Below are 26,017 nucleotides of genomic sequence, written 5' to 3'. Positions count from 1 at the left end.
CAAGTGCCCCTCGGTTTTTGATTGGGAGCACCGAGTGTAAAATATGACAGCACTGTCAGAGTCAAGCCCAACATGAAGATCGGTGAACTATCCAGGCGATGCGCGGTGAGCATTCGAATGCTGCGGTACTACGAAGAGGAAGGTCTCCTCAAGCCGCAACGCACCCAGAACGGCTTTCGGGTGTATGGGCCTCGCGAAGAGCAAACGGTCGAGCGAATCAAACTGCTCGGCGCCGCAGGCATGACACTCGCGACGATCAAGCAGTTTCTGCCGTGCATCCGAGGCGAAGGTCATCTGTTGGAGCCGTGCGAAGAGCTCCGCTCCACGTTGACCGAGCAGATCGCGCTGATCGATCAGAAAACCGAAACGCTCATGCAAAGTCGCAAGGTGCTGGAGAGGTTTCTGCTGGAAGTGCAGTAAGCGGTCTGGATGAACTAATCGGTCAGGAGCATCCTTTCTCGAGATTGGCTGCGATGTATTCTTTCGTTTGCGCGGCGGGCGAGCAAGGTCAGGATGCGCATTGCCGCCGCTCTAGTAGAATTCATCCAGCAGCCGATAGAACCGCGCACGAGCCAAATCGAGGACTTCGATCCCGTAGCGCTCCAGAAACGGCGGAACCCACTCCTCTCCCAACTCCTCGGCGATATCGCGGCAGGTCAGCGCCAGGTCCTGGTATCGGTCAGCTACACCTAGTCGGCCACAGTCGATCAAGCCCGAGAAACGGCCCCCTTCAACCATGACGTTGGGTAGACATGCATCGCCATGGGTGACAACCAGATCCTCGACCGCTGGCCTTTGCTCATGCAGCCTGGAAAGCAACTCCCCTGAAGAAAGCCCACGATGGTCATCATCGAAATCGTCGTCATCCACAAGTCCGGCATCCATTCGGGCCTGCGCGCGGTGGATCCGGAGTTCTGCCCGATGATCGAATGGGCATGTGGACGGATCGAGCGTGTGGAGCATGCGAACGACGTCAGCCATGATCGTTACTTTCCTTTCAGGGTCGAGAGATGACGACAGCAAATCCTCTCCCGGTACCTCACCCAAAAGTAGCCAGTCCCTTCCGGCCTCGCTAAGTGCATCGATGGCTCGCGCACAGGGGATACCCGTGCGTTCCAACCAACGTAGGCGCACCGCTTCGTCCAGCAGCTCACAGAGCGGATCACTTGGCTCGGATTTTACGAACAGTGATGGTTGGCCGGACGCGGTAAGCCGAAACACCGCAGCGCCTGAACACCCCTGGTCCTGCAAAGCCCAGTGGTAACCAGCTAACTGGCTCCTCCAGGCAACCGGCAACTGTTCAATCAGGCTTGCCTTGTCATTCATGGCATCTACCTCAACATTGTCGAATCGATAATCCCTTGAGTATCGGCCGCTAATATGCGGCGGAAGCACCGAACGGCTAATGATCGGCATCTCCGCCGTTTGAGCGCAGATGCCGCAGCGCAACTGCTGAAATCACCGCCAAGGCGCCAACGCTCGCGGCACTGAATAAGGCAGCGCCCTGAAGACCGGCCACGAAAGCAGCTTGCGCATGAGCAATCAGGTCAGGCGACACCTCTGAAGCGCTCGCAGAAGCAGCCCAAAGGCTGTCTGCCACCGCCTCCCGTGCACCTGCCGACAGATCGCCGGCAAGCAAAGGGGTGATGGTGCGTTGATAAATGGCCCCACCGATACTGCCGAGCAATGCGATGCCGAACGATATCCCGAGGTCCTGCACCATCTCGGTCATCGCCGAGGCCGATCCCGCTTTCCCTGCAGGTGCGGCGCCAACCGCCAGATCTGTGCCCAGCGCCGCGATAGTTCCATTTCCCAAGTAGGCCAAGGCAAGCGAAACAACAGCCAACAGAACGCCCATGCTCGTGTCCGTCACCTGCGCGAGCAGGAGATAACCCACCGCCGACAACGCCAAGGCTCCAGCAACGACAAAGCCGGGACGTATCACCCTGGCCAGGAGCGGAGCGCCGATGCCACCGATGATCATCGCCAGCGCAGCGAGTCCCATCCAAAGGCCGGCATCCGAGGGCGAGTATCCGACGACAAGCTGCAGATACTGGGCAACAAGCAGCATGGTGCCGCCAACCGCGACCAGTCCGAACAGCAACACAGCGAGCGCAGCGGAGAACGCCCGATTGGAAAACAGAGACAGATCAAGCAGAGGGTCTGAGAGTAGGCGCTGACGTCTCACAAAGAGCCACGCAAACAGTAACCCGACGATGATTGCCGAGCTGGCGTCCAGAACAAGGCCTTCCTTCGCGATCTGCTTGACTCCATAGACGAATGGCAACGTCGCAGCCAGGGACAGCAGGACGCTCACAAGATCCACTCGCTCGGCCTCGGCAGAACGATATTCAGGCAAGACGAACGGCCCGAGCAGCACCAGCAGAAACACGGCGGGTACCACCAGCAGGAACGCAGCCCCCCACCAGAACCACTCAAGCATAAGCCCGCCGACTACCGGTCCCAATGCTGACCCAACGCCCCACATCGTTGCCCAGATGCCTATGCCAAGCGCCCGCTGACGCGGATCTGCAAATAGATTGCTGATCAGCGCAAGCGTTGAAGGCATCAGCGTTGCCCCAGCCACCCCAAGGGCAGCGCGCGCCATGATCAGCATGGTGGCGCTGGTTGAAAACGCGGCGAACACGGAAGCCAGGGCGAAGGCTACCGAACCGATCAACAGCATCTTGCGCCGTCCGATACGATCACCCAGCGTTCCCATCGTGATCAGGAAGCCCGCGATGAAGAAGCCGTACGCGTCCATGATCCAAAGCGCCTGCACGCTGGTCGGTTTGAGATCAAGCGCAAGCGCGGGCAGTGCCAGATGCAACAGCGTTAAGTCCAGACCCAGCATGATCGTAGGCAGCGACAGCAATGCCAGCCCAGCCCAGGCGCGAGGTCCGGCTCGTTTGCCGCCCGCAGCCGTGGATACAACGGATCGAGCTTCAGGAGATCTGGATTCCAGGGAAATACTCATCGTGCCCTCGCCATGTTCAAGTTGCGGAAGCGACATCATCGGGGCACGATTAGCCCATTACAATTTGGCTAGTTATCCTATTGTCCGGAACAACAGTCATGACTGATCGAAGCCTTAGACGCACGCGCAAGGAGCTATCCGGGTTTCTCCTGCACCATCGACAGAAGCTGTCCCCGGCGGACGTCGGACTACCCTCTACCGGGCGCCGCCGAACGCCAGGACTGCGGCGGGAAGAAGTCGCCGCCCTCGCGGGCGTCGGTCTGTCTTGGTACACATGGTTTGAACAGGGGCGTGATATCCAGGTATCGGAGAAGTTTCTTCTGGGCATCGCCTATGCACTCAAACTGGACGACGCCGAGTGCAATCATTTGTTCCTTCTTGCACATCGCAGACCACCATCACCCGAAGCGCGCCAGCCCGCATCAGTTTCGGCGGGGATACAGCAGGTGCTGGACGAACTGCCCAGGCCGACCTATGTGCAGAACCTTCGATGGGACGTCATCGCGTGGAACGCGGCAGCAGATGACCTTTTTCAGCTCGGTTCCAGAGAATTGCGGGATCGCAACCTGCTGTATCTGGCGTTTGCCGCCCCCGACATGCGCCGACGATTGCCAGCATGGGATAATGACACCCCGGGGCTCGTGGCACAGTTCAAGTATGACGTAGCCACTGCCCCCGAAGATCCAGCGATGCTCGAGATCATCGAAACGCTCCAATCGCTTTCGCCGAGCTTTCGCCGCGCATGGATAGAACCCGGAGGCGCAATCGCGCAGCGTGGCGTGAGTTCCGTTGTGGACGTAGGGGGCGCACTGCACAGGTTTCATCACGAAACCCTGACCGTGGATGAATATCGGCACCTCAGGATGGTTGTGTACCTTCCAGCTCAAGCGCCCGAGATTGTGATGCCAAGTGCTACGGGATAAAGAAGCGATCTTGCTGATCCCCTCCACCCTGCCGCAGCGCGCCGTGCTGGTTCGCGGGACCATCGGCACCGCATCGGTGAGTCCGCGAAAAGTAGTCACGTCACCTGACGCTCAATCGGCACCGTAATCTTCGCTCACTAAAAGGATGTCGAAGCCAGCGCTGCCTTCCCGGGCGTCGTGTACGCAATCAACGGTGAGCGCACGGGCTGTGGATCCGGCTATCACACGGCCCACGTGGCGTTAAAGGGTGACCCTGCGCCAAAAGCGCACTTGATGGCACGTAGCCATCAACCTACCCTATCTCCCCTTTCAAGCGCTCATGATAGGGACATCCATGATCCGTACACCTGCACTCACGCTGGCGGTGGCGTTACTTCTCGGCGGCTGCGCAACCCAGCCCCGCGCCTACGACCCCAGCGCGAGCCGCGCATTGAACGTCGCCAAGGCAGCCGGTTTGTCCAAGGCAGAGGACTATCCCGCCAACAAGGTACCTGGGGCGGGTGTCAGTGGCCTGCTAGACATCACTACCAGCGCACTCTCCTTCGAGTCCGTCAACGGACTGGACCTTGCCATGGGCGATGCAGTGGGACTCGGCTTGCTGAGCTTCGTGTTCTCCCCGCCCGCGCAAATGGACCGCAATGCTCTTCTGGCCTGGATCCCCGAAGAGCAGGCCAAGGACAAGGACCAGGCTGCTCTCGTCCTGTCGAAGCTCGTCCTGGACGCAATCGAAACGTCGCTGAACGCCGAAGGCATTGCCTACCACGTAGAAAAAGCCCACCAGGAGCGGTTGGCCCTGTTCTACCCATTCCTGGAAACAAGACTGGACTTCGAGTTGGACGGAAAGAACTGTGGGGTGTCCTACCACGTGTACAAGACGCAGACCGTAGGTCCGAAGCCGACGCCCACCTTCATAGGTGACGGTAGCGCTGCCTACGGCTTTCTTGCGGGACACGAGATCCAATACCCATCGTTCGACGTTGGCTGCCTGGGTGCCGATCCCATTCAGTCAATCGAACTGGCGAGAAAGATCAGCCAGGCGTTACCGGAGACGGTGTTCCTCTACATGTCTCCGAAGCGCCGGCCGGAAGGTGGGCGGACGCCGCCGATGGTGCTGGATCATGGGAAAGCGTTGTTGTTCATCGAGCCGGCGGCAAACGATAGGGCCGACACTCGCGCTGCGCCCCGCAATGGTAGCAACGGGGCGGTTGGCGAGGAGCAGTCGCACCATCAGCATGGAGCCGCTCCATAATTCTCCAGATCCTGTTTGCGATCTCTGTAGTGGGCAACGCGCGGCCTATGTAATGAAAGTCTTGGTACTCGCCTACCTCGACCACCAACGGGGCGAGATCTGGAAACAGTTACCGACCGTCGACGAATATTTGCGCACGGCCAACCCAACGAAGGGGAACGGGATCAGCTGTATTCACGGCCGATCCAGGCAGCTGAGAGAGCGCCGAATCCATGGAACCCGGCGTGTGATGAAGCAAAATCGCCAGTGCGATACGGATCTGTTTCGGGCCGAGCACAAGTTGATCTGGTGTTCATAGTTGGCCTTAGGCATACAATGCAACAGAGGAGTGCATCGCGGCTAGGTGACCAATCATTCTGGCACCCTGACCGCCTAGCAGCCCCCCGTCCTTTACTTCGTCAATCTTAAAAGAAAGCGCTGTAGGCTCCTCGTCGATTGCAAACCCCCAGACATTGGTGCTGAAACTTTTTCAAGCCACCAGCACGTAATAAAGAACAGTCCCGATCCCAGCAACGGTAATCAGTCCAAAGAAGTTTAGCGCAGCAATGCCTGCGACTACGCCAAGTGAAATCAGGGCAGCTGCAGGTTCTCGGAGTGCTTCTGTGTAAATAATGTAGACGGCAAAATTAATAAACACAGCAGCAGGGAGTACCCGCTCAAGATACCGTTGACTCGCTCCGCCGAACTGAAACCTGACAAAAACCGGAAGAATACGCACAAGACAACTCGTGAAAAACAGCGCAGCAATAGCAATGGTTGTCGACTGGCTCATATCCTTGCACGCCCTAACAGTACCGATGCAAATAATATGCTTGGTATCCAAAAGTAAAGCGGGCCTACTAGATTTATCAAAAAAAAAGCCGCGCCCGCACACAGCCCAGCGACGAAAAGTAAGCTAGAACGATCTCGCGAGTCGTTCCGTGAAAGCCACAGTCTGGACCGTAACTGGCTTACGGACAAATACATAAGTACAACGCTTGCAGGAAAGCCGAGATTAACCCCTTCCCCAATCCAATCGTACGGAATGAATTGCCCCAGCATAGCTCCGACTGCCCCAGAACCCGCCCAAGTGGCAAAGATCACTGCTCGTATGAAAAGTATCGTTCGCCAACTGTCCGACTCTTGCTCTGTCGCATAGGCTTCGTCACCCAACATATGGGCAGTAACCGCCCGATGAGTGATTGCCGTTGGAAGACGCCTCGCTGACGCGTAGGCAATTGGAAGGTAACGGCTGTTTATAGACGCGGTTACCAGCAGCATCGTAAGAAAACCAGCGTCAGCCTCAGCAAGCGGCAAAAGCGCAAACTGCCCGCTTCCGGAGAACCCTAGCAGACTAATGGCAAGCACTTCTAGAACAGTCCAGTCAGCACGTGCGGCAAGCACACCAAACAGCATGCTTACCGGAACGATCGCCAGCGCTGTTGGAGCTACCCGACGGAGCACGGCAACACATGGTCCCGCCTCCTGAGACCTGGCAGGCCTATTAAGCACACGCAGGATGTATCTCATTCACACGTCAACCGACATTGCCAATCTTTCATGAGCCCTTCCGTACGCGCGATTCTCCCAACGATTGATTTCAATAACCCAGATATCACGGAAACCCGCTTCACCTTCAGCAGGCTCAATATCAGTTGCATAGTGAATATATCGTTCATCGTCGATGACAATGGCCTCATTCTCATTCAGCGTCTGCCTGAACACGACTTTTTTTGAGGTCGGATCAATGACCTGTGTCTCACCCCCGTTGACATTCGCTCGGCGCGCCACTGCAATTACGCTGTACTCATGACCGTCTCTGTGCGGACCTTCAGGTACGGTAACGCCACGGAACAGTTCGTTGGCCACTACCCGGATCTGATTTACGTTTATCTGAAACATATCTTTCCGGTTGATAGGCAGCGCATTGAGCACACAGGCAACGAGAGGAGCTGGATTCACTTCGAGCTGCTCACGATGCCGCGGCACCCCTCCTGCCTCCGCCAACTTTATGTATCTGGCGGACTGAATATATTTGCGCTGGGGCAGTAATGCGAATATCCACGCATCCTCATCCCAGAACCCCATGTACTGAGAAAGCCGAATTTGTCGAAGTCGACCGGGACTATGGCTATCGCGCGGCAAGTTCGCAAACGACGCCTGAAATGACGCAGGCATGACCGGCATATCAATTACACAATAACCGTGTTCTGAAAACTGGCTTACAGAAGTAACCACACCGAGTTTAGCCATAGTGTTATTCATTCTTTCCTCTCAAGCTGGCTGAAGATCAAAGGTCGCAATTTCGTATGGCTGAAGCGAGTCGATGTGCTTACGAGTAATGCCCCGGTAAAACTCGCACGCAGATGGTTCGACGGCATCAACTGATGCAAACTTCTTTTCCAACGGGCCCAAACAGAGTCCGCCACAGAACCCTTCAATTTCACATCCGCGGCAGAAAGCGGGATTATTTCTGCGAAGTTCGGCATGCTTCAGGTACGGACTTGAATCTAAAATTTGGGTCCCATCCCTGATGTCGCCGAGTAGCGTTGACCCCGCCTTACATGCGAACACCGAACCATTCGGCTCAATACTGAACTGGGCGCCTTTAGCAGAGCAGTTCTTGAATCCCCGATAAGAGACGCTATCGAAACCCAGCATGACCTGGAAAATTTGATGCCAATAGCCGGTCAATACCACTCCGCGCGTCCTGCCGTACTCGACGACTTGCCAGAGGCGATCGACAATACGCTGCGCTCCGTAGTCGGAATAAAAGGTAGGGTCGAAATCGACCACGACACCGATCTCTCGTGCGCCTACATCGACGGCGAGGTCCACAATTGAATTATTGAAGTCGTCCCACGTCGCAGAGGTCAGCGCAGCATTGATAGCCACCCGATTCTCAAATTTGTGAAGTGTCCGAAGACCCTGCATCACTACGGGCGTGCTGTCGTCGCCGTTTTTGAGCGGCCTACTTGGACTTGTTGGCGAATCAAAGCTGACGCATACAGCAACCTGATACTTCGCAAACGTTTCCGCCACTTCTTCCGTGATCAAGGAACCGTTTGTAACGGTGGAATAATTGATCTTTACTCCTTCGCTTTCACCGTTCCCGAAGCGCTCAAGAACAGCGTGAATCGTGCGCCAATTGAGCAGAGGCTCACCCCCAAAGAACTGAAGCATCACTTCTCGAACACCTTCGGAGCGGGCTACCTCAAGTGCGGATTCGACGTAAGCGATACCGTCGGCTGGCTTCATCGAACGATTCTTTGGGTCGTACTGATGGTCAAAGCGTTCTTTCGAGGCATAAATTGAGTCCTCGATATTTACTTTGATCCCTTCACGCGCGATCAGCCGCGACGTATCAACCTTGTTGTACTCATCTTCCGCGGACATCTCCTTGCCCTGAACGCCTTCAAAGCAATAGGTACAGCCAAAGTTGCAGGCATTCGCAAGGATCAGCTGAATAATGTTGACCTTTTTTTCCAGCGGCGCGGCTTCGCCATGAGAATGCCGAGCGCGAACCGGCACGAGGATATGCCGAGCTATCAGCTGCTGGGTCAATTCTTCCTCCCTCGTCCGCGCTTCGCCGGAAAGAAGCGCGGTGCGGACAGGCTTCGGTTCGCGGTAAGCCTCTAATAGGTCTTGGCCGCAGCGATCCAGAAAGAACAATCCACCTAAGAGGCGATGGTAGGTCGCGAAGCGATCACCAACTCGGTTTTGAACAACGTCGGCAGAAAGAATATAAGATTCGGTATCGGGCAGGTTCAACTTGCACTCTCCGTAGGCGCGATGACCATAGGTCTGGAAAGGCGACGCCAAAACCGGCGCCGCCAATGACGGTCACTTCGTCAGTCGGTGGCTCAACTGCATTCCGCCTACGGCAAAGGTGCCGCCAACGGTACCACCGACCGTCCCGCCAACTGTTCCGCCCACCGTGCCACCTACAGTGCCACCAACGGTGCCGCCAACTGTTCCGCCGATTGTCGAGATATGGTTTGTGCTCATTAAGATTCCTCTCTTTTTCTTCGGGGCCGATGGATTCGGGAGCCCCTTCAGATACTCCGTGAGTGACCACGCGCCAGGCCGAACGAAGCAGCCGACCTAGAGCCGCAGCCGCGGTGCTTTACCAGCGCGCACTGCGAGAACGAGTCTAGAGAGAGGGTATTTTGGGGGTCTTGAACGATCGTGCAGCTTTGGGAAACATCGAGCTCAGCAACGGCGTAGCATTTCGAGCCACCGCGCCGGAGAGATTCCGTAAGCTTTCTTGAAATGGCGGGTCATGTGGCTCTGATCGGCAAAGCCAAGGCTCAACGCAGCGTCGATCAACGGCTGCCCCGCCAGTAGCTGTCGTCTGACTTGGTCCAAACGCCGCATTGTCAGATACCGGTAAGGACTCGTTCCATACAGCGCCCTGAAATCACGGGAAAGACTCCAACGATCCCGACCACTGGCCGCTTCGAGCTGATCTAGCGATATGACCGAGTCCAAGGCGCTGTGAATGAATTCACGAGCACGCTCAGCAGCCGTGTAGTTTAAAGTCCGCCGACGTTTTCTAATGCCCGAAACGGCAGCAAGCGCCTGGGCAAGATCGTAGATGGCGTCCTCTTCCTCAAGCGGCTCGATTACGCAGTCCATTTCTTGCATTAACGTCTGCGTAGCTGCGTAAAGGCGCGGATCTCGTGAAATCCCATCTGGTACGAACGGCAACGTCGTTCCGCCAAGCGCCTTCTGTAACAGAGCGGGCTCGATGTAGAGAATCCGATAGTGAAATCCATCGATGCCTCCAGCCTCGCCGTCGTGCAATTCATCAGGGTGAATTACGATCGTCCCGCCCGGCAGGCTGTGCTTCATGCCGTCTCGATAGCGGAAGCTATGGACTCCTGCAAGCGTCCGTCCTACTGCATAAGTGTCGTGGCGGTGAGGCTCAAAACCGAAACCACTAAAGTAAGCTTCCATGCGCTCCAATCTGGTTTGTGGCGCTCGTACCGCCCAGTCCTCGCCGGCCATCAGTTCCTTCCTTCGCTTGTAGAGCAACGTGACCTCGCCACGGCGCTCCGTTTGTTAGAAACGCCGGAAGCAAAACCCAATCCGACGCTCATGCACAAGTGCAGCATAAGCCTCGGGCGCTCTTTTCGTCGCGTAGCGAGACCTCCATTGCGTTGGAGCAAGGCTAAGCGAGCAACGGCTTTTCTCGTCACCCTCGGCCCTAAGCACCCTTCTCTTGATAGCTACCATATTCAAGGGAATCAGCTAAACCCTTGAGTCTTCTGTAAATCAATTGTGCGGTTGCCGAAGCGCCACCCGGAAGGTAGAAGGACGCCGCCGATGGTGCTGGATCATGGGAAAGCGTTGTTGTTCATCACACTAAATGAACGTAGCGAGCTCGTCCGCCACCCTACGACACCCGGTACAGCGACGATGCGGTAGGTCTGCATCATCTCGCACCAAGCATGATTGCCCGGTCTGTACAGAACCAGACCTTCCCCATCATCTTTAACCTCGACGTAGCCATGCAGAACGAGCGGAAGCCAACCCTTTGCGCCCCCGTTCGGCTTCGCATTGGGATCGACTGCCACCGGTACGATCGCATGCGGCTTGCGCTCAACCGCCAGAAGCATGTCGACGTGCCGCTGCAAGCGGGTGTGCCCGGGCCTGGGGTTCCACATTGCCTCCGTCAGGTTGTAATGCTCGCCATTCGTACGTAGCGGGCAGCGGGCGTGAGCACCCCCGGCATCCCGTTGCCATTGATGGTCCCAGGCATCGAATACGATTGCGTGACCTAGGTCACGTGATCAGGACAAGCGCGACGCATGCGCGCAAAAGCCAAGTCTTTCAAGCACCTGCTTTATTCCCCAAAGCGTTTTTATCCCTCTTCATCGCATGACTCCTGAGCTACAGGGCGAAGCTGGGACGAATGATCGCGACGTATTCCGTCGCACCGCTACGCGACTCTACCTCCATTGATCACAGGAGGTAACGATGTCCCATTCCAGTGCAATTTCTTCTATCGGCTTGACGCACGAAACCCCACCGGTCGTTGTGCGGTGGATGTATGCGCTGCTGCTGGACATGGGCGGCTGTGCCGAGTTCGTTACCGGCGAGGGATTCAGGGACAATGACATTGCGGAGTGCCTCGGAGTGCTTGTTCTCGATGGCTGCAGTGAGGAAGAGGACGGCGAGCCTGTCATGCGCCGCCGAACTCGCAGAAACGGCGACGAACCAAGTACAAGCTTTTATAGGCGCGTCTTGCTCCAGCTTCGCGAAGAACGCCGGGCTCATCTAAAACGCTTTCCCGGCTTGGTACTGCCAGAACCCTTGCGCAGCAATGTGGAAACGCTCGGCAACCTGGTCGGATTGGACGAGGTAGACCGTAGGATCCTTGCATTCAGTGCGCTGCTTTCGAGCGATACGCTCCTGCACGAGTGCAGCCGGTTCATCGGGCCGGTCAGCTTCAACCGGATGCTGAGGGTGCTAGCTAACCTGCTGGAGTTTCCGCAGGACCGGGTTCGCGACAACCTGGCTCGCTCTGGAACACTGCTGAGAGCGGGGCTGATCGATACCTTCGGTCGCTGGTCGCACCGGGAGGATCTGGGAAGCGTTCTGCAGACCGAAAGCACTGATCTTGCATTCCAGCTCTGCCATCACCAGGGCGACCTAATTGGGCTGTTCGCTGGTGCCTTTCGATTTGCGCCCACCCCAAGGATGGTTCGTGACGATTACCGCCACGTGGCGCCGATGCTGAAGATGACTGAGGAGCACCTGAGCGTTGCCCTCGAACGCAATCTAGGCGGTGTGAACGTTCTGCTGTACGGTCCACCGGGGACGGGCAAGAGCGAGCTTACACGCCTGATCGCCTCTAGCCTGAATGCCGAACTCTTCGAGATCAGTTGTACTGACCAGAACGGCGATCCCATCGACGGGCCAGGACGACTATCCGCATTGCGCTCGGCAACATCCGTCCTGGCCTCGCGCCGCGCACTATTGGTGATGGACGAGATTGAAGACCTGTTCAGTGCAACCGACGGCTTGGCCGCAGTGCTTGGGGAGCGCCCACGGCACAAAGGCTGGACCAACCGTATGCTGGAAGAGAATCCGATCCCCTGCTTCTGGCTGACCAACAGAATCGATGCGCTCGACAACGCGTACATTCGGCGCTTCGACATCGTCCTGAATCTCGACAATCCGCCGCGGGCGCAGCGCCGCCATCTTATTGAGGTCGCTAGCGGCGGACGTGTAAACGAACCGGTTGCCACGCGCCTTGCCGAACATGAACAGCTCACCCCTGCGGTTATCACCCGAGCAATCGCGGTGGCAGAAACGACTTCGCCCCACGTCGACGATCTTGGCCCATCGGTCGAGCGACTGGTCGACGCAACGCTGGTTGCCCAAGGCTTTCCGTCATTGGCCTCTCATGGTTACGAAAACCTCCCCGCTTTCTACAGCCCCGATCTGGTCAACGCGGACCAAGGGCTTCAAGAGCTGGTCGAAGGCATTCGCCAACACAGGGAAGCGCGCCTGTGCTTCTACGGGCCATCAGGCACCGGAAAGACGGCATTCGGACGGTGGATCGCCAGAGAGCTGGGTCAACCGCTGCACAGCCGCCGGGCATCCGATCTCGTGTCGCCCTACGTCGGTATGACCGAGCGCAATTTCGCCGAGGCTTTCGAAACGGCGAGCCGGGATGGCGCCGTTCTGCTTCTCGATGAGGTAGATACGTTCCTACAGGACCGGCGGACGGCCCGTCATAGCTGGGAAGTCAGTGCGGTCAATGAAATGCTCACGCAGATGGAAAGCTACCGGGGCCTGTTCATCGCCTCGACCAATCTCATGGACAACCTGGACCCGGCAGCGATGCGACGTTTCGACCTGAAGATCCATTTCGGCTACCTGAAGCCGGAGCAGATCTCCGCCCTTCTCGACCAGCACCTTGCGGAGATGGAACTGCGGCGCCCGGCAACGCTGTCGCTGGCCCGACTGCTTAGACACACGACAGTCACCCCCGGCGATTTCGCTGCGGTATCCAGGCGCGCTCGCTTCAAGCCGTTCAGGTCCGCAAGCGACATGATCGAGGCGGTCCTTGCCGAGGCGTCGATGAAGCAGGCGCGCAGCGCCCAGCCAATCGGCTTCGTCCATTGAGCACGGCCATGGCATTGTTATCCGAAGCACTTCTTAACCGCGGGTTTCTCGTTGAGACGCAGCGGAGCACGATTCTCCTAACAAACGAGATGGTCCTGCCGGGCGATGCACGTGTCCTTCAGACCTGCCTGAGGCGCTTGGGACTGGATAGTGCTCTTACACCCTGGCCAGTGGACACACTGCCGTTCCGTCTCCGCGTGCCGGACCAGCCACTGAGTACAACCGATATGGATGCATTGTTCGAAGGTCGGCATGTCGAGTCGTGCGTCGAGCTTCCGGCTTGCACCGGAGGCGATCGCTTCGGGCGAAACCGGTTTCGCCCCAGGATACCGCTTACGGTGCTGGATCCTCGAATAGCGTTGCTTGTAAAGGCACTGTCGGCCGTCGGTTGCGAGACCTGGAGTTCCTGCCAAGGCAAGCATGCCCGTGATGTGCGGAGCCCTCCCCTGCCTCCGGTCCTTGGGGGCGGCTCGTGCCCTTTGCCTTCCGCCCAGCCATCGGTACCGCTCCATATGGAGCTCATCGACGAGGTGAACGCGGAATGGGCGCGTCACCTGCTAGACGATGCGAGCCGAAACGGTATTGAGTGTGAAGCCATCCAGGTCAACGGCTCTGCTCTCGGCGAGACGCTACAGAACCAGGTTGTCCCTGGTAGAGATCTGACCGGACTCTGGGAAGCCGCTGCTGCGCTGGGTCGCTTCATCTTCCACAATCGCCAGCGGCTTCGCGAAACACGTGAAGCATGGATTTCCAGCCTTACCCTTTAGGTCAACGCCTTGAAATCAGACACGGGCCTGAACGCTGATATAGACGCGTCGGATGCAAGCCGTCTGGTGACGCGCCTGCTCAAATAATGGTAAAACGCCATCAAGGAATGATGACGCCAAGGAGTGGGATACGTGCCCGCCAGCTCTACCCGCTCGACCCTGGCTCGCCAGTGGGAGCTGCTGAAGATCCTGCCCGTCAGGGCGCCGGGTGTTACTGCAGCCGATCTTCAGAAAGGTCTGGAACAGGCCGGCCACCCGACCAGCAAGCGTACTGTCGAGCGCGACCTCGTCGAACTCTCAAGGCTGTTTCCCCTGCAGTGCAACAGCAAGGGAACGCCCTTCGGCTGGTATTGGACCCCAGGTTCGACCGCCGAGTTGCCAGGCCTCTCGATCTGCGATGCACTGACGATGCGGCTCGTCGAAGGCAGTATTCGTCCGCTGGTCCCAGCCAACCTGCTCGCTGTCCTTGAGCCCAAGTTCGAGCAGGCACATCGCAAGCTCGAATCTCTCAGTGCAGAAAGCGCATCGGCACGCTGGGCGGATAAGGTCGCCAGCGTCCAGCCTGCCCTTTCACTGCTTGCACCCGTAATCGACAAGGACGTTCTTGAGCAGGTACAGGACGCACTGCTGAACGATCTGCAGATTAGATGCCGCTACTACGCGGCTCACAAGGACCAGACCTTCGACCTGACGCTCAGCCCGCTCGGACTGGTTCAGCGCGGGCAGGTCACCTACCTGATCGCAATTGCCGAACCCTTCGAAGATGTCCGGCGGTTCGTCCTCCACCGGATCCAGGCGGCCGTTGCGATTGAACACCCAGCCACTCGCCCACCGGATTTCAATCTGCAGCGCTACATAGAGAGTGGTGCCATGCAGTTCGGCAACGGTATCTCAATCCGGCTCGAAGCATGGGTCAGCGAGGGTCTGGCGCGGCTCATGCGCGAGACGCCTCTTTCACAGGATATGGAGATCTCGCCACTGCCGGAAGGCGCGACGCTGACGGCTACCGTAGCCGACAGCTGGGAGCTTCGGTGGTGGATCCTGTCGCATGCCGGATCGATTCGTATCGACAAGCCGTATTTACTAAAAGAAGCGATCACACAGCGCCTGCAAGAAGCGCTGAAACTTCAATCTGCGGAAACCGAAGGATCAACAAGGGAGTCATCATGAGCTATAGAAGTGCAGTGCTAATAATGGAAGGTCCGTGGAACCTCGATGATGGCGATCGAAACCGCTCTTCCGTTCTGCCGTTTTTTGAAGGCATGGCAAAGCAATTCAGCGATGTCGACATCGTTCATTCGCGCTACTACGATCTGCACAGCTTTCGAGTCGCGTTTGATGAGCTCACATCTCACCATTACGACGAAGCGATCGTTTACGTGGCCGGCCACGGAGATGGGAGCCGGGTATCCGGTGCTCGCATACTGGATATCCTCGTCAGCTGCAATGTCGGGTCCAGAAAGGCCAATATTACCGGTGTCATGCTTGGCTCGTGTTTCTCGGCAGGCCCGCGACACAAGCCGCTTGGAGCAACGATAAACACACTGATTCAGGACTCCAGTATCGCCTGGATAGCAGCCTATCGAAGTGCCGCCCTCTGGTTCGAGAGCACCCAGATTGACTTGGCCATCGTGCGAGGCATGCTCCTCGCTTCTCAAGAGTCCTTTGACGACAGGCTGTCGATCAGTCGATCGTTGGCAGACTCCATCAGCTGCTTTAGCCCCACCTTCGGGATCGGGCACGACAGCCTTAGCGATCGAGGAGAGCCGGTTCCACTGAAGAACGGCCTGGCATTCTTTTCCCAGCCTCGCGGTCAGGGACAGCGTTCACGCGAAGTGACTGACGAAGTTTGGACATGCTGGGATGCATGCCAGTTGGCAGTGAACGACTGTGACGAAATCTAATTTACGAATCGCACCATCCAAACGGCGGCGCGATTCGATCGCATTGTATCCGCGACCATATACGTGGCCACGATGAAGCGGAGGCGCAGGTTGTTAACTGCCAACCCGCTTGGCCGGGGTCTCGCGAAGAAAGCGAACCCGGCTAAAGGGTCCGCAGGTCGCCGCAGCGGCTGGCGAACCCAAGCGCATCCACGATGGCCCCGACAACTCAGCAAGGTCGAGCGCTGGAGTCACCGAGAAAACTGATCGAGTAGTTGCCATTGTCTTCTGCCAGCGCGCGATAGCGAACAACTCCGCTCAATGAGGCCGGCAACGCCACCTCAACGGACTGCCCGGCCAGAAGGGCCCTTACCGGCTCGACCACCTTGCGTTGAATGTCGTCCGGTGTATTTACCGCTGCCAACCTTAGGCTATACAGCCAAAGCCCAGCGGGCGGGTTGCCCTGCCAGCGCATCAGAACCTCGCCATCGATCTCGGGGGCGACCTCGTCTTCGCTGAAGAGGGGAAAGCCCATATAGTAATTGTTGGTGAAGCTGATCGGCTCATCCCAGAGCCCGATGTGTAGCAGCGGTTCGGAGCAGCCGACTGCTGCCATGCCCTCGCCGGCAAGACTGATCTGGAAAAAGAGGGCGCAATCCGTAACGCGTTTACCTTTGCGCGTCAGGGGCAGGGACGCACCAAGCGAGTAGTACATGCAGCGAGTGGGATCTTCCTCGAACGCACCGATCCATGGCCCCGTTGACCGGAATAGCCCCTTCAATTCGGGATCCAGGAGCGCTGCACTGATCTGCTGCTTGAGGAGGTTTGAAAGATTGCCGCTCTCTCGATATACGCCCGCGAGAAACGTTGCACTGTCGGTGATCGCCTTGCCAATATCCATAGTTATGCCTGTAATTCATCCATTCGAGAAAGTCGCCGGGGTCAGTATTCGATATCGGTGCCATGCCAGAAGGCGGCGCTGCGAGGCTCCGGCAGCGAGGGACGACCCAGCCGCAGGAAGCCGCCGAATGCGGAGATTCCCAGCAGGCCGAGGACCTTCTCGATCTGTACTGCCCATTCGGCGAGCGGCGATTGCCCAGCGCCCTTGAAAGTCTCGGCGCTGTTCAGGATGTCCTGCCAGGTTCGGAGCAGTAGCCGGTGACCCCAGACATCTTCCTCGGCCAGCGCACCCAGCCCCTGGCTAACCTCCGGCGCGATGAACAGGTGAAGGGCTGTCTCGCGTTCTTCATCGCACAGGAAATCCAGCCACTGTCTATGGAGTTGCCGCTCCCCGCTCAACGGTGCGCGCCATTTGAACTCGACGAGCAGAAGCCGGCGAGTACCGTCACGCCAATGCAGCGAAACCAGCAGATCGGGTTCAATTCGGCGCCCTGAATGGACCCGCGAAGGCCAGAACTCGACACCGGCCCGCACGGGTTCGCCTTCCGGCCAATCCGTTTGAGTCCCGATGATCTCCCGCCACAGTGCCGAAACCGCCGATGCAGGGAAGAAAGCCAGGGGTCCCATCAGGATGGCGGTGAGTTCGTCCTCCTCCATCACGCGACGTTCACCCTCCTCCCTGTGCCCGAGGTACCGGTGATGCAGACAGGTCTTTTTCCTGCTGATCGCATGCAGCATCCCGATCTCCAAAATAATGATTGCGACTGGGCACGCGGGCAATTCCCGCGGCCCCCTTGGTCTAGCTCACAGTAGCGCCGACATCGTCCGGCTGACGCAGCCCTGGGGACTATGGGCATTGGATGCCGGGGAGCGGGGACACGCCAGTTCATCCGCGACTTCCTGCAGTGCCTGCACGCGATGGGGATTGCCGGTGGCAAACCGGGGATGAGTCGTCCTCAGGCAAAGGGTGTCGCCCATGCGGAACCGCCAGAGCCGCCGGGGCTCGACGACGCAACTGTCCTGGATGCGGCCGTCGAAGCATGCCTTGAGGTACCGGTCATATCCCGCACCGGTAACAAAGAGAATGGCTCGCGGCTGCAGCAGCTGGATCTGCTTCACTAGTAACTGCTTTGACACTTCGGCTATCAGGCCCATCGCCTTGCTGGCGATCGGCGACCTTTCCTTGAAACTGATGGAGAACAGGTTGTGCCACGCAACCGAGCCCTCGACAGTTCTCAGTTTCCGCTGCGCCTCGCGATGGAATTGCGCGAACCGCGAGCCTCTGGGCGGTCCTGCGAGCAGATCACGGTGACGAGCCATCGAAGCCGCGACGTACTCCTGCAGCGGAGTGTCATATACCTTCGCGAAGCTGCCCAGCCAGCCTCGCGTCTCCTGTCCTACGATCATCAGCTTCACTGGACCGACGGGGGCCGAAGGCAGGAAGATCCCGGCCAGGCCGGTGTCCACGGGACGGAATCGTGACAGATCGAAGGTTGTAAGAACCTTGGTGTAGGCTTCGGCGAGGTCTTGGTCACGCGTCGTGTGCATATCCGTGCATCCCAAGTATCCAGCCTTCCCTTGCCCGCTCACTGCAGACTCCATTAATAGCCCCACTGCCGTGAGATCATATTGATATCATACATGAAGATTCCACAGTCGCATGATGCGAAACGAAGTCATCTGGTTTGCGATCACTACCTGAGCCCCGTCCTGTTACCGCAGCGCAGGCAGGTGCCCCTGGGGGCGCTGAACGAAGCCGGTCGGAGACATAGCTCCCGCATGGAAAAACGGGACGTCTTGTTAGCGAAGAGATATCACCATGCAGCACGTTTCGGTCGTATACCGCATTATTGACGGGCCGGGGCAATCGCCAAGAACGAGAGCGCTTCCCCGTTCGAATCTGGATTTCCAGTTTGACTTTCGGTTTACACCGCTGGGTATGGAATGCAAAGGTTACAGCGACGGTAAACAAAGAAGCTAACCTCGGCGTTGCAAACGATCTTGCGACGCCTGGCCGGGTCCGAACCTTGTCGAGTTTTGCGGCAGACAAAGAACCAAACGCAGTCAGGGAAGTGCAAGTGATGCTAGATCGAGAACAAGAAGAAGTTGTTGGGGCAGCAATCAGTCAATGGATGCTGGTTAACGCCGGACCAGGGACAGGCAAAACCCAAGTTTCCGCACTTCGATTAGTACACCTGCTGCGTCAAGGCGTACATCCGGCACAGATCCTCGTACTCAGTTTCTCTCGCAGTGCAGTCGCCACATTGGCCCGACGCCTGGGCGGTTTGGATTTGCTAGGAGAAGGCATCGTTGAAGATCTACGGCATCTCGCAATCCGAACATTTGATGCATGGGCATTTCGTGTACTGCGACAGAACGGTGCCGAACCGAGAAGCCTGCTGCAGAATACCTATGACGCAAACATCGCCAGCTTGACAGACCTCCTGAACGACGAAAATGCCTTGCAGGTTCATGAGCGACTTAGATCGATACGCCATGTAATCGTTGACGAGTTTCAGGACCTTCCAGGCGTCCGGTCTGACATGGTCCTGGCTCTGTTGCGTCGTCTCAACGATGGCAGCTGTGCTCAAGTGGGGTTCACCGTTCTGGGTGATCCGGCGCAGGCCATTTATCGTTTTGCGGCCAGGGCAACCGGTAGTTTGCCCGCCGAGGACCCATGGCTGGAGCTAAAGCGCTTCTTTTCAGAAGGCCTGAAGGAAGTCGAGCTGACGCGAAATCATCGCTCGATCGAGCCCCTTGCAAGCCAGGCAGAGGAGCTGCGTGAAGTGCTGCGAGACAGCCGCCTGGATGGTGACCAGAAGTTGGATGCCGTCAGGAACCATCTGGCATCTCTATCGGTGAGCAAGTCGGGAGAAAAGATCGGGCCTGACTGGCTTGCGCAGCTGCCCCCTGGCTCGATCGCAGTGCTGATGCGAACCAATGGCGAGGCAATCCGGCTGGCGCAGATGCTGATCGGAAACAAGCAGAATACACCTCCAGTACCCGTAAAACTGCAGCTGGCCGGGCAGACCCACACGATACCGGCTTGGGTGGGGGCCCTGCTGGGCCCTCTTAGGGTGCGGAAATTGACTGCCACAATATTCGCGGCAGTGTATTCCAGCACGTCCAGCCGTCTAAGCCCGGCGAGTTTGAAGCAGCTGCACCTGCCTACCAAAGAAATTGCTTGGCAACGCCTTCTAAGGGCAAGCGGCGGCGCAGACACGGATTCTGCCATTGATGTGGCAGCCCTGCGTGATCGGCTTTCCTGGCCGGATGCGTTTCCAGAAGATCGTCAGGATGTTCTGGAGGCGGCGGTGTATGTCACTACTGTTCATCAGGCCAAGGGGATGGAGTTCGACCATGTCGCGCTGCTGGGCACGTACTCTTCGGATGGGAACGATGAATTGGACGACCCAGTGGAAGAAGCGAACATTGGCTTTGTCGGAATTACAAGAGCCAGCCAAACCTTAAGCCGACTGGAGGCAGACTGCATTTGGCGCCCACCCTATGAGCGGGAGATGCGAGACAACCGTAGGCGCTACGTTTCTTGGAGCGTGATGGTCAATATGCAGTCGGGGCTGCCAGGAGACATCGATCCCGCCTCTTTCGTATCGGTCGATGTGCTTGGCACTGAGGAGGCGGCGAATCGAGTCCAGACAGAGCTTTTGCAGCATGGGACGACACTTCGTGGTCGCAAGGTTGAATTGCGAAGGACCGAGGCCAAAAAGGCCATTGACACTCGTTATGACATCCATCTCTTGGAGGATGACGGAAGCTCGCTGCTGATAGGGCGCACTACCATGCAGTTGACTTCAGATCTGCTGAATCTGCTGTGGGCAAAAATGTTCACTCTCCCAAACAGACTCTTCAATCTGCGAATTTCCGACGTCGTCACGATCACGGTGCCACCCCGGGGCGAAGAGTCGATTCCCGAGCCTTGGCGAAGCAGCCGCATCTGGTTAGGTGTGAGTTTGGCGGGAACGGCTGATTTCAAACCCTACAAACGAAAAGGTGCTTGAGAAGGGATGAGTAAGCAAAATAAGGAATTCGCTCGCACAGCCATCGTTGAGATGACCACCGCGCTGCTGCAGGGCCCTTTGCAGGCTGACGAGGTCCTGACGTCCGCGCCGGTCGACACCTACCTTACAGGCATTCTCTGGCCACGCGGAACACCCGTTGGAGCAGAAGCGGATGATGGTGACGCGACCGCCGACGCAAGGAGCGGCGACGGCAGCACCGCCTCCATTATCGAGCAGGGGATACCAGGGTATCGCGCCATTCGTCCCTGCTCGATCGGCCTGACCCTGTCCGTGAAGCAGGGCGTGCCGGTAGAAGTCTCGCTCGGGCAGACAGCTCGGTATTTTCCTGTCGTATTCGGTACCGAAGAGCCAAACCAAGGCGTGAAAGAAAATCCATCTTCAGCCGGAATGCCACGTCGTGGCTGGGCCCGCAGGGTTCTCGGCTATTCGGTTTCGATTCCAGCCGACCAGGCTCCTGGCGATTTTACGCTGAATGAGTTTATGGATGCCTCCGGCAACAGGGTCAGAGATGATCACCTCTCCCTGCGATTGCGACTGCGGCACACAGATGGGCAGTCAGTCCTCACATTTACCCTCGTCAATGAAGCGAGCGGCAATGATGATGCCCAGCGCGACGCCAGCTGCCTATTCCAAGCTGGCCTGATAGTCCGCGCCGTCGATGGCGAACAGGGGGCAATCCAGCCGCGCAGGACCGCCCCGATCGAGGATGGGGATGAAGACGCGCTCTGCAACGCCCTGCTGTATCGCGATGTCCATGAATTTGCAGTTGGGCATGGCGTAGCAGCTGTGTGGGACGAGCACGCTGGACATGCCGTCCAAGAAGTGGGTACCGCCTGGCTGCCATCGGCGCATGTCCGAGGAACCAGTCCCGATGGGCATACGCTTCTAAAAGACTTTGTGGCGAACGAGCCCGGCGGCCTAAGCGCGGCATTCCTGGCACAGGAGCACGAGCGCGCCGCAGTTACCCGAGCCCTGACCTCGTTCGTGGGGAACTACGAGCGATGGATCCACTCATCGCTTGTCCCGCGCCTCGCGAACTTCGACGGTTCGCTAGCCAAGGCTGCCTCCTTCAATCTTGAACGCTGTCAGTCCGCCCACCGACGCATGCGGGACGGTGTACTGCTGCTCAGACAGGATGATTCCGCCTGGCTGGCCTTTGCCTTGGCAAATCAGGCAATGGACAGGCAGTCACGCTATGCATCAAAGGGTGACAAGGCGCGCCCCCTTGTGTGGCGTCCCTTCCAGCTGGGGTTCATGTTGCTGGTCCTGCCCGGTCTGGTGAACCCAGAACGTGAAGACCGCACGTGCATGGACCTGCTGTGGTTCCCGACGGGAGGAGGCAAGACAGAAGCCTATCTAGCCTTAACGGCCTTCCAGATCTTTTATCGCCGCCTCGTAAGCCCCGTCGTCTGCCGCAAGGGCGGCGTGGATGTTCTGATGCGATACACATTGCGTCTGCTGACGGTGCAACAGTTCCAGCGTGCGGCTGCGCTGATCACCGCCTGCGAATTCATGCGCCAGCACGACACCCGCTTGGGTGAAGCACGCATCAGCCTCGGACTGTATGTTGGGGATGACAGTACGCCGAATGGAATGGAAAAGGCACGTGAAGTACTTGCAGAGGAGCGACTGGGTCGGCAGCCGGTCTCAACCCCTAGACAATTGCTTCATTGTCCCGTTTGCGGCGGGAGTCTCCACGCAAGCGCGTTCCGCCCTCACCCAACGGAACCTCGCATCGATATCGTTTGCGAGACCGACGGATGTGAAACACAGGGCAGCCCACTGCCGATTCTCACGGTAGACGAAACCATTTTCGAAACACCACCGTCGCTACTTATCGGCACCATCGACAAGTTTGCCCAGATACCCCGCTCTGCAAGGATGCGCGCGCTGTTTGGCCTAGACGGCGGAGAGCCGCCTGGCTTGATCATTCAGGACGAACTGCATCTGATTTCCGGTCCCCTGGGCTCGATGGCGGGGCTATACGAGACGGCCATCGACATGCTTTGCACTCGCGGAGTTGTGAGGCCGAAGATAATTGGTTCAACCGCAACTATCGGCCAGGCAGCTGCTCAGGTGCGCGCGCTGTTTGACCGCTCCGTGCTTCAGTTTCCCCCACCGGGCTTCGACGCGGACGACTCATTTTTCGCCGTACGCGACACGGTTGGACCAGATCGGCTTTATCTCGGTCTACCTACTGCCGGGCGAAGCCCGAAGTTTGCCCTGCAGGCTTTAGTGGCTGCATTGCTTCAGGCGGCACACACGCTGGTGGAGCGGGGCATCGCAGACCATCGCGCAATAGACGCCTATTGGACATGCGTCGCCTACTTCAACAGCCTGCGGGAGTTGGGTGGTGCACATGTGCTCATGCAGGACGACGTACCACGCCAGATGGATTTTCTGGCCGCACGTCTTGGTGCGTCGCGTCGAGAGTTGGAGAGCCAGCCCGTCGAACTCAGCAGCCGCAAGTCCTCGCGTGAGCTGCCTGGAGTTTTGCAGGCCTTGTCAGCCTCGCTTCACGACTTCCATGAGGGGTTAGCGCGAGGCGAGTTTAACGAGCAGCCGGAAGACACTGTACTTGCATCGAACATGATATCGGTGGGTGTCGATGTATCTCGGCTGGGCCTGATGGTAGTCAACGGGCAACCCAAGTCCACAGCAGAATACATACAAGCAAGCAGCCGTGTAGGGCGAAATGGGCCAGGTCTGGTCTTTACGCTCTACAATTTTAGCCGCCCCAGAGATCTCGCACATTTTGAACACTTCAGCAGTTACCACAGCGCGCTCTATCGCAGTGTGGAAGCAACCAGTGTCACACCCTGGGCCCCTAGGGCCAGAGACAAGGCACTGCACGCGGTCGTCGCATCTGTGGTTCGACATCTGGTGCCGGGCATGGACCGCGACGAGGACGCGCTCCAGTTCGACGCAGATGCTCCCGAGGTCCAACGCTTGCTGGATCACATTCTAACAAGAGCCTCCGATGCTACTGATGGAACAGAAGAGGACGCGACCCTGACCGGCCTCCAGGCAATCGTGGACCACTGGGAACTGCAGGCGGAGAATGTGAAGGCTGCGGGAGGCCGGTTGCGATACTGGAAGAAGGCGGCACCGTTTGGCCGAACATCGCCCCACCTCATGTGTTCTGCCGAGGAAAGCACGGGCGGCGCAGGACAGGCTTGGCCGACCCCCGGATCGATGCGGGAAGTAGAGCCTTCCTCCGCCTTCGTGCTGAAGACAATTGCTCGCAGGACAGGAGATAAATGATGGCGACCTTCAACCGAACCTCAAAGAGAGGGGCCAGCGCAGTTTCGGCTGCCCAAGGAACCGGTGGAGTCGAGCCGGTGGGGCGGGTCCGCCGATCCCAGTTGATAACGACGTACGGTATCGGAGCCATTGTCGATCTTGAAAAGGGCTCTTACATGCCGATGGGCTTGGAGGATTGGGAGCGTGTGACCAGGCTGCCATCTCTCTCGATTGGAGAGGATCGCCTGCAGGTGTTGCTCGGCGTTGATCATTTCCGCCTTGCGCCCATTGCCGTCGAGCTAAAGCCGACACGTCAGGTAGACCCCGAGCACGCAGTGCCTGTCGTGCGTTTCCCCAAATGGCACCAATGCCCGCAGTGCCTTCGAATCGGCCAGGAGGGCACCCCATTCGAGCTGGCAGCCAACGGCAGCGAACTCGAATGCCGAGCGCACTCCAAGCCCATTCTCACGACGCCCGTACGTTTTGTGATTGCATGTACCAAGGGGCACATTGATGACTTCCCATGGGAGTGGTGGGCACATCGTCATAAGGGGTCATGCGACCGGCCTACACTGGAACTGAGGTCTGAAGCCAGGTCCGCCGCCCTGGCCGATCTGTATGTGAGATGCAAGAATTGCGGAGCCAAGGAATATCTGGGCGATGCCTTTCGTCCTGAAGCCATGAAGGGTCAAAGTTGTCGAGGCAGTCGTCCGTGGCTGCATGACCGCCAGGAAGGCTGCGATGCAGCGCCACGAGTGATCCAGCGCGGCGCATCCAATGTGCACTTCCCCGTCGTTGCATCGGCACTGTCGATCCCGCCCGCATCTGAAGCGGCCTTTCAAGTCATAACTGATCAGTGGCTTTCTCTGGGTGCTCTGCCAGAGGAAGCAGTTATTCCGGCACTTATCGGAATTGCCGAGTCCCTTGGCGTTGAGCAAACCGCCTTGTTGATCGCGTACAGGGAAAAAAAGAAGATGCTGGAAGACCCGTCCGGGCGAACGGAGATTGACTCGCGGCGGGAGGAGTACGAAGCACTTTCCAGAGACCGCGACGATGCCGTTTTTGCAGGCGTGATGCCGCAATTCTGCAACAGGGTGGAAGCTGCGCCGGATTCACTATCGAAGTGGTTCGATATCATCGGTGCCGTATCTCGTCTGCGCGAAGTGCGTGCGCTGGCGGGATTCACACGAGTGGAGCCCTATCCGGTTAGTCCGGAACGTATGCGTGATGCATTGACCAAGGGTGCGATTGCACCGATTTCAAAAACGCTTCGAAACTGGTTGCCAGCGGCGGAGATACGCGGAGAAGGAATCTTTCTTCGGTTCCGTACGGATGCAATCGATGACTGGGTTAAAGCCAATCCCGGCCTGACGGAGCGGGTTGCAGCACTGGACCATCGCTCCGCTGCGGTTGCATCCGAGCGAGGTCGTGAACGCGAGTACCCGATTACGGCCCGATTGCTCCTGGTGCACTCCTTCGCCCATGCATTGATTCGTACCATCTCGGTGGACTGCGGCTACTCATCCTCCTCATTACGCGAACGACTCTACGTAAGCGAGGGAGATGGGGCACTGGGCCCCATGAACGGTGTGCTGATCTATACGGGATCTCCAGACTCTGAGGGTAGCCTCGGCGGGCTTGTACGCTTGGCGGACCGCGCGCAGTTGACCAAGGTCGTCATGCGGGCTATTCGGTCGGCGCGCTGGTGTGGCAGCGACCCCGTGTGCCTGGAAACCGAACCGGAACAATCTGGAGAAAGGGTCAGTGGTGCGGCCTGTCACTGTTGCCTGCTGGTCCCTGAAACGGCCTGCGAGAAGTTTAATCGGGAATTGGATCGTACCATGCTTGTCGGCTCCGCCCCGGTCGCGGGCCTTGTTCAGTGGTCGGGATTCTTTGCTGATGCGGCTAGAGAGTAAC

21 protein-coding genes are annotated in these 26,017 nt (G+C 58.0%); 10 read left to right on the top strand and 11 right to left on the bottom strand.

Features of this window, described 5'->3' with window-relative positions:
• Window positions 1-72 precede the first annotated feature (72 nt).
• The gene (locus UIB01_RS09835; protein ID WP_038659542.1) at window positions 73-420 is read left to right on the top strand and encodes a MerR family transcriptional regulator; all 348 of its coding nucleotides are present in this window, start codon (window positions 73-75) and stop codon (window positions 418-420) included.
• 111 nt (window positions 421-531) lie between these two features.
• Here the strand turns inward: UIB01_RS09835 and UIB01_RS09830 are convergent, their stop codons facing one another.
• On the bottom strand, window positions 532-1,326 hold the full coding sequence (locus tag UIB01_RS09830; protein WP_038659539.1) for an APH(3')-II family aminoglycoside O-phosphotransferase: 795 nt from the start codon (window positions 1,324-1,326) through the stop codon (window positions 532-534).
• Between the two features lie 76 nt (window positions 1,327-1,402).
• Window positions 1,403-2,977, bottom strand: coding sequence for an MFS transporter (locus UIB01_RS09825; protein WP_230585304.1), 1,575 nt, complete (start codon window positions 2,975-2,977; stop codon window positions 1,403-1,405).
• Window positions 2,978-3,075: 98 nt separating this feature from the next.
• On the opposite strand from UIB01_RS09825, the gene UIB01_RS09820 reads away from it, so the two are divergent.
• Together UIB01_RS09820 and UIB01_RS09815 are read left to right on the top strand one after the other, a co-directional pair.
• Window positions 3,076-3,900 (top strand): helix-turn-helix transcriptional regulator, encoded by an 825-nt coding sequence (locus UIB01_RS09820; protein WP_051605067.1) that lies wholly within the window; start codon window positions 3,076-3,078, stop codon window positions 3,898-3,900.
• Between the two features lie 334 nt (window positions 3,901-4,234).
• Window positions 4,235-5,149, top strand: coding sequence for a hypothetical protein (locus UIB01_RS09815; RefSeq protein WP_038659533.1), 915 nt, complete (start codon window positions 4,235-4,237; stop codon window positions 5,147-5,149).
• A gap of 469 nt (window positions 5,150-5,618) precedes the next feature.
• Here UIB01_RS09815 and UIB01_RS09805 read toward each other — a convergent pair whose 3' ends face one another.
• From UIB01_RS09805 to UIB01_RS09785, 6 genes are all read right to left on the bottom strand, one after another.
• Window positions 5,619-5,921: a hypothetical protein gene (locus UIB01_RS09805; RefSeq protein ID WP_038659526.1), complete on the bottom strand. Its 303-nt coding sequence runs from the start codon at window positions 5,919-5,921 to the stop codon at window positions 5,619-5,621.
• The gene (locus tag UIB01_RS22735) at window positions 5,918-6,658 is read right to left on the bottom strand and encodes an AzlC family ABC transporter permease (protein WP_080695076.1); all 741 of its coding nucleotides are present in this window, start codon (window positions 6,656-6,658) and stop codon (window positions 5,918-5,920) included. The genes UIB01_RS09805 and UIB01_RS22735 overlap by 4 nt, the downstream gene beginning before the upstream one ends.
• The gene (locus UIB01_RS09800) at window positions 6,659-7,393 is read right to left on the bottom strand and encodes a 2OG-Fe dioxygenase family protein (protein WP_080695075.1); all 735 of its coding nucleotides are present in this window, start codon (window positions 7,391-7,393) and stop codon (window positions 6,659-6,661) included.
• Window positions 7,394-7,402: 9 nt separating this feature from the next.
• Complete coding sequence (locus tag UIB01_RS09795) at window positions 7,403-8,899, bottom strand: radical SAM/SPASM domain-containing protein (protein ID WP_038659521.1); 1,497 nt, start codon at window positions 8,897-8,899, stop codon at window positions 7,403-7,405.
• A 441-nt stretch (window positions 8,900-9,340) separates the two neighbouring features.
• Window positions 9,341-10,138, bottom strand: coding sequence for an AraC family transcriptional regulator (locus UIB01_RS09790; protein ID WP_038659518.1), 798 nt, complete (start codon window positions 10,136-10,138; stop codon window positions 9,341-9,343).
• 329 nt (window positions 10,139-10,467) lie between these two features.
• Window positions 10,468-10,749 (bottom strand): hypothetical protein, encoded by a 282-nt coding sequence (locus tag UIB01_RS09785; protein WP_155268709.1) that lies wholly within the window; start codon window positions 10,747-10,749, stop codon window positions 10,468-10,470.
• A gap of 361 nt (window positions 10,750-11,110) precedes the next feature.
• Between UIB01_RS09785 and UIB01_RS09780 the strand changes: the two genes are divergently transcribed.
• The 4 genes from UIB01_RS09780 (at window position 11,111) to UIB01_RS09760 (ending at window position 15,938) form a co-directional block, all read left to right on the top strand.
• Complete coding sequence (locus UIB01_RS09780; protein WP_051605065.1) at window positions 11,111-13,267, top strand: AAA family ATPase; 2,157 nt, start codon at window positions 11,111-11,113, stop codon at window positions 13,265-13,267.
• Window positions 13,268-13,779: 512 nt separating this feature from the next.
• The gene (locus UIB01_RS09770; RefSeq protein ID WP_038659509.1) at window positions 13,780-14,034 is read left to right on the top strand and encodes a hypothetical protein; all 255 of its coding nucleotides are present in this window, start codon (window positions 13,780-13,782) and stop codon (window positions 14,032-14,034) included.
• Between the two features lie 132 nt (window positions 14,035-14,166).
• On the top strand, window positions 14,167-15,204 hold the full coding sequence (locus tag UIB01_RS09765; RefSeq protein WP_038659506.1) for a helix-turn-helix transcriptional regulator: 1,038 nt from the start codon (window positions 14,167-14,169) through the stop codon (window positions 15,202-15,204).
• A complete protein-coding gene (locus UIB01_RS09760) occupies window positions 15,201-15,938 on the top strand; it encodes a hypothetical protein (protein ID WP_051605064.1) in 738 nt (245 codons plus the stop codon). The genes UIB01_RS09765 and UIB01_RS09760 overlap by 4 nt, the downstream gene beginning before the upstream one ends.
• A gap of 208 nt (window positions 15,939-16,146) precedes the next feature.
• Here the strand turns inward: UIB01_RS09760 and UIB01_RS09755 are convergent, their stop codons facing one another.
• The 3 genes from UIB01_RS09755 to UIB01_RS09745 all read right to left on the bottom strand — a co-directional run bounded on the left by UIB01_RS09755 (window position 16,147) and on the right by UIB01_RS09745 (window position 18,365).
• Window positions 16,147-16,818, bottom strand: coding sequence for a hypothetical protein (locus UIB01_RS09755; protein WP_038659503.1), 672 nt, complete (start codon window positions 16,816-16,818; stop codon window positions 16,147-16,149).
• 41 nt (window positions 16,819-16,859) lie between these two features.
• Window positions 16,860-17,555: a hypothetical protein gene (locus tag UIB01_RS09750; RefSeq protein WP_038659500.1), complete on the bottom strand. Its 696-nt coding sequence runs from the start codon at window positions 17,553-17,555 to the stop codon at window positions 16,860-16,862.
• 66 nt (window positions 17,556-17,621) lie between these two features.
• Window positions 17,622-18,365 carry a hypothetical protein gene (locus tag UIB01_RS09745; protein ID WP_155268708.1) on the bottom strand — a complete coding sequence of 248 codons (744 nt, stop codon included), beginning with the start codon at window positions 18,363-18,365 and terminating at the stop codon, window positions 17,622-17,624.
• A 365-nt stretch (window positions 18,366-18,730) separates the two neighbouring features.
• Between UIB01_RS09745 and UIB01_RS09740 the strand changes: the two genes are divergently transcribed.
• From UIB01_RS09740 to drmB, 3 genes are read left to right on the top strand one after another with little or no spacing between them, the layout of a single operon-like run.
• Window positions 18,731-20,836 carry a UvrD-helicase domain-containing protein gene (locus UIB01_RS09740; protein ID WP_155268707.1) on the top strand — a complete coding sequence of 702 codons (2,106 nt, stop codon included), beginning with the start codon at window positions 18,731-18,733 and terminating at the stop codon, window positions 20,834-20,836.
• A gap of 6 nt (window positions 20,837-20,842) precedes the next feature.
• A complete protein-coding gene (locus UIB01_RS09735; protein ID WP_038659491.1) occupies window positions 20,843-24,121 on the top strand; it encodes a helicase-related protein in 3,279 nt (1,092 codons plus the stop codon).
• Entirely contained in the window at window positions 24,118-26,016 is a 1,899-nt protein-coding gene (gene drmB, locus UIB01_RS09730; protein WP_230585302.1) for a DUF1998 domain-containing protein, read from the top strand. The genes UIB01_RS09735 and drmB overlap by 4 nt, the downstream gene beginning before the upstream one ends.
• Window position 26,017 lies beyond the last annotated feature (1 nt).

Origin of the sequence: Stutzerimonas decontaminans, assembly GCF_000661915.1 — a bacterium.
In the GTDB taxonomy this organism is placed as follows: Bacteria; Pseudomonadota; Gammaproteobacteria; order Pseudomonadales; family Pseudomonadaceae; genus Stutzerimonas; species Stutzerimonas decontaminans.
Note: the sequence above shows the minus strand (reverse complement) of the source record. Positions and strands in the feature narration are given on the sequence as shown.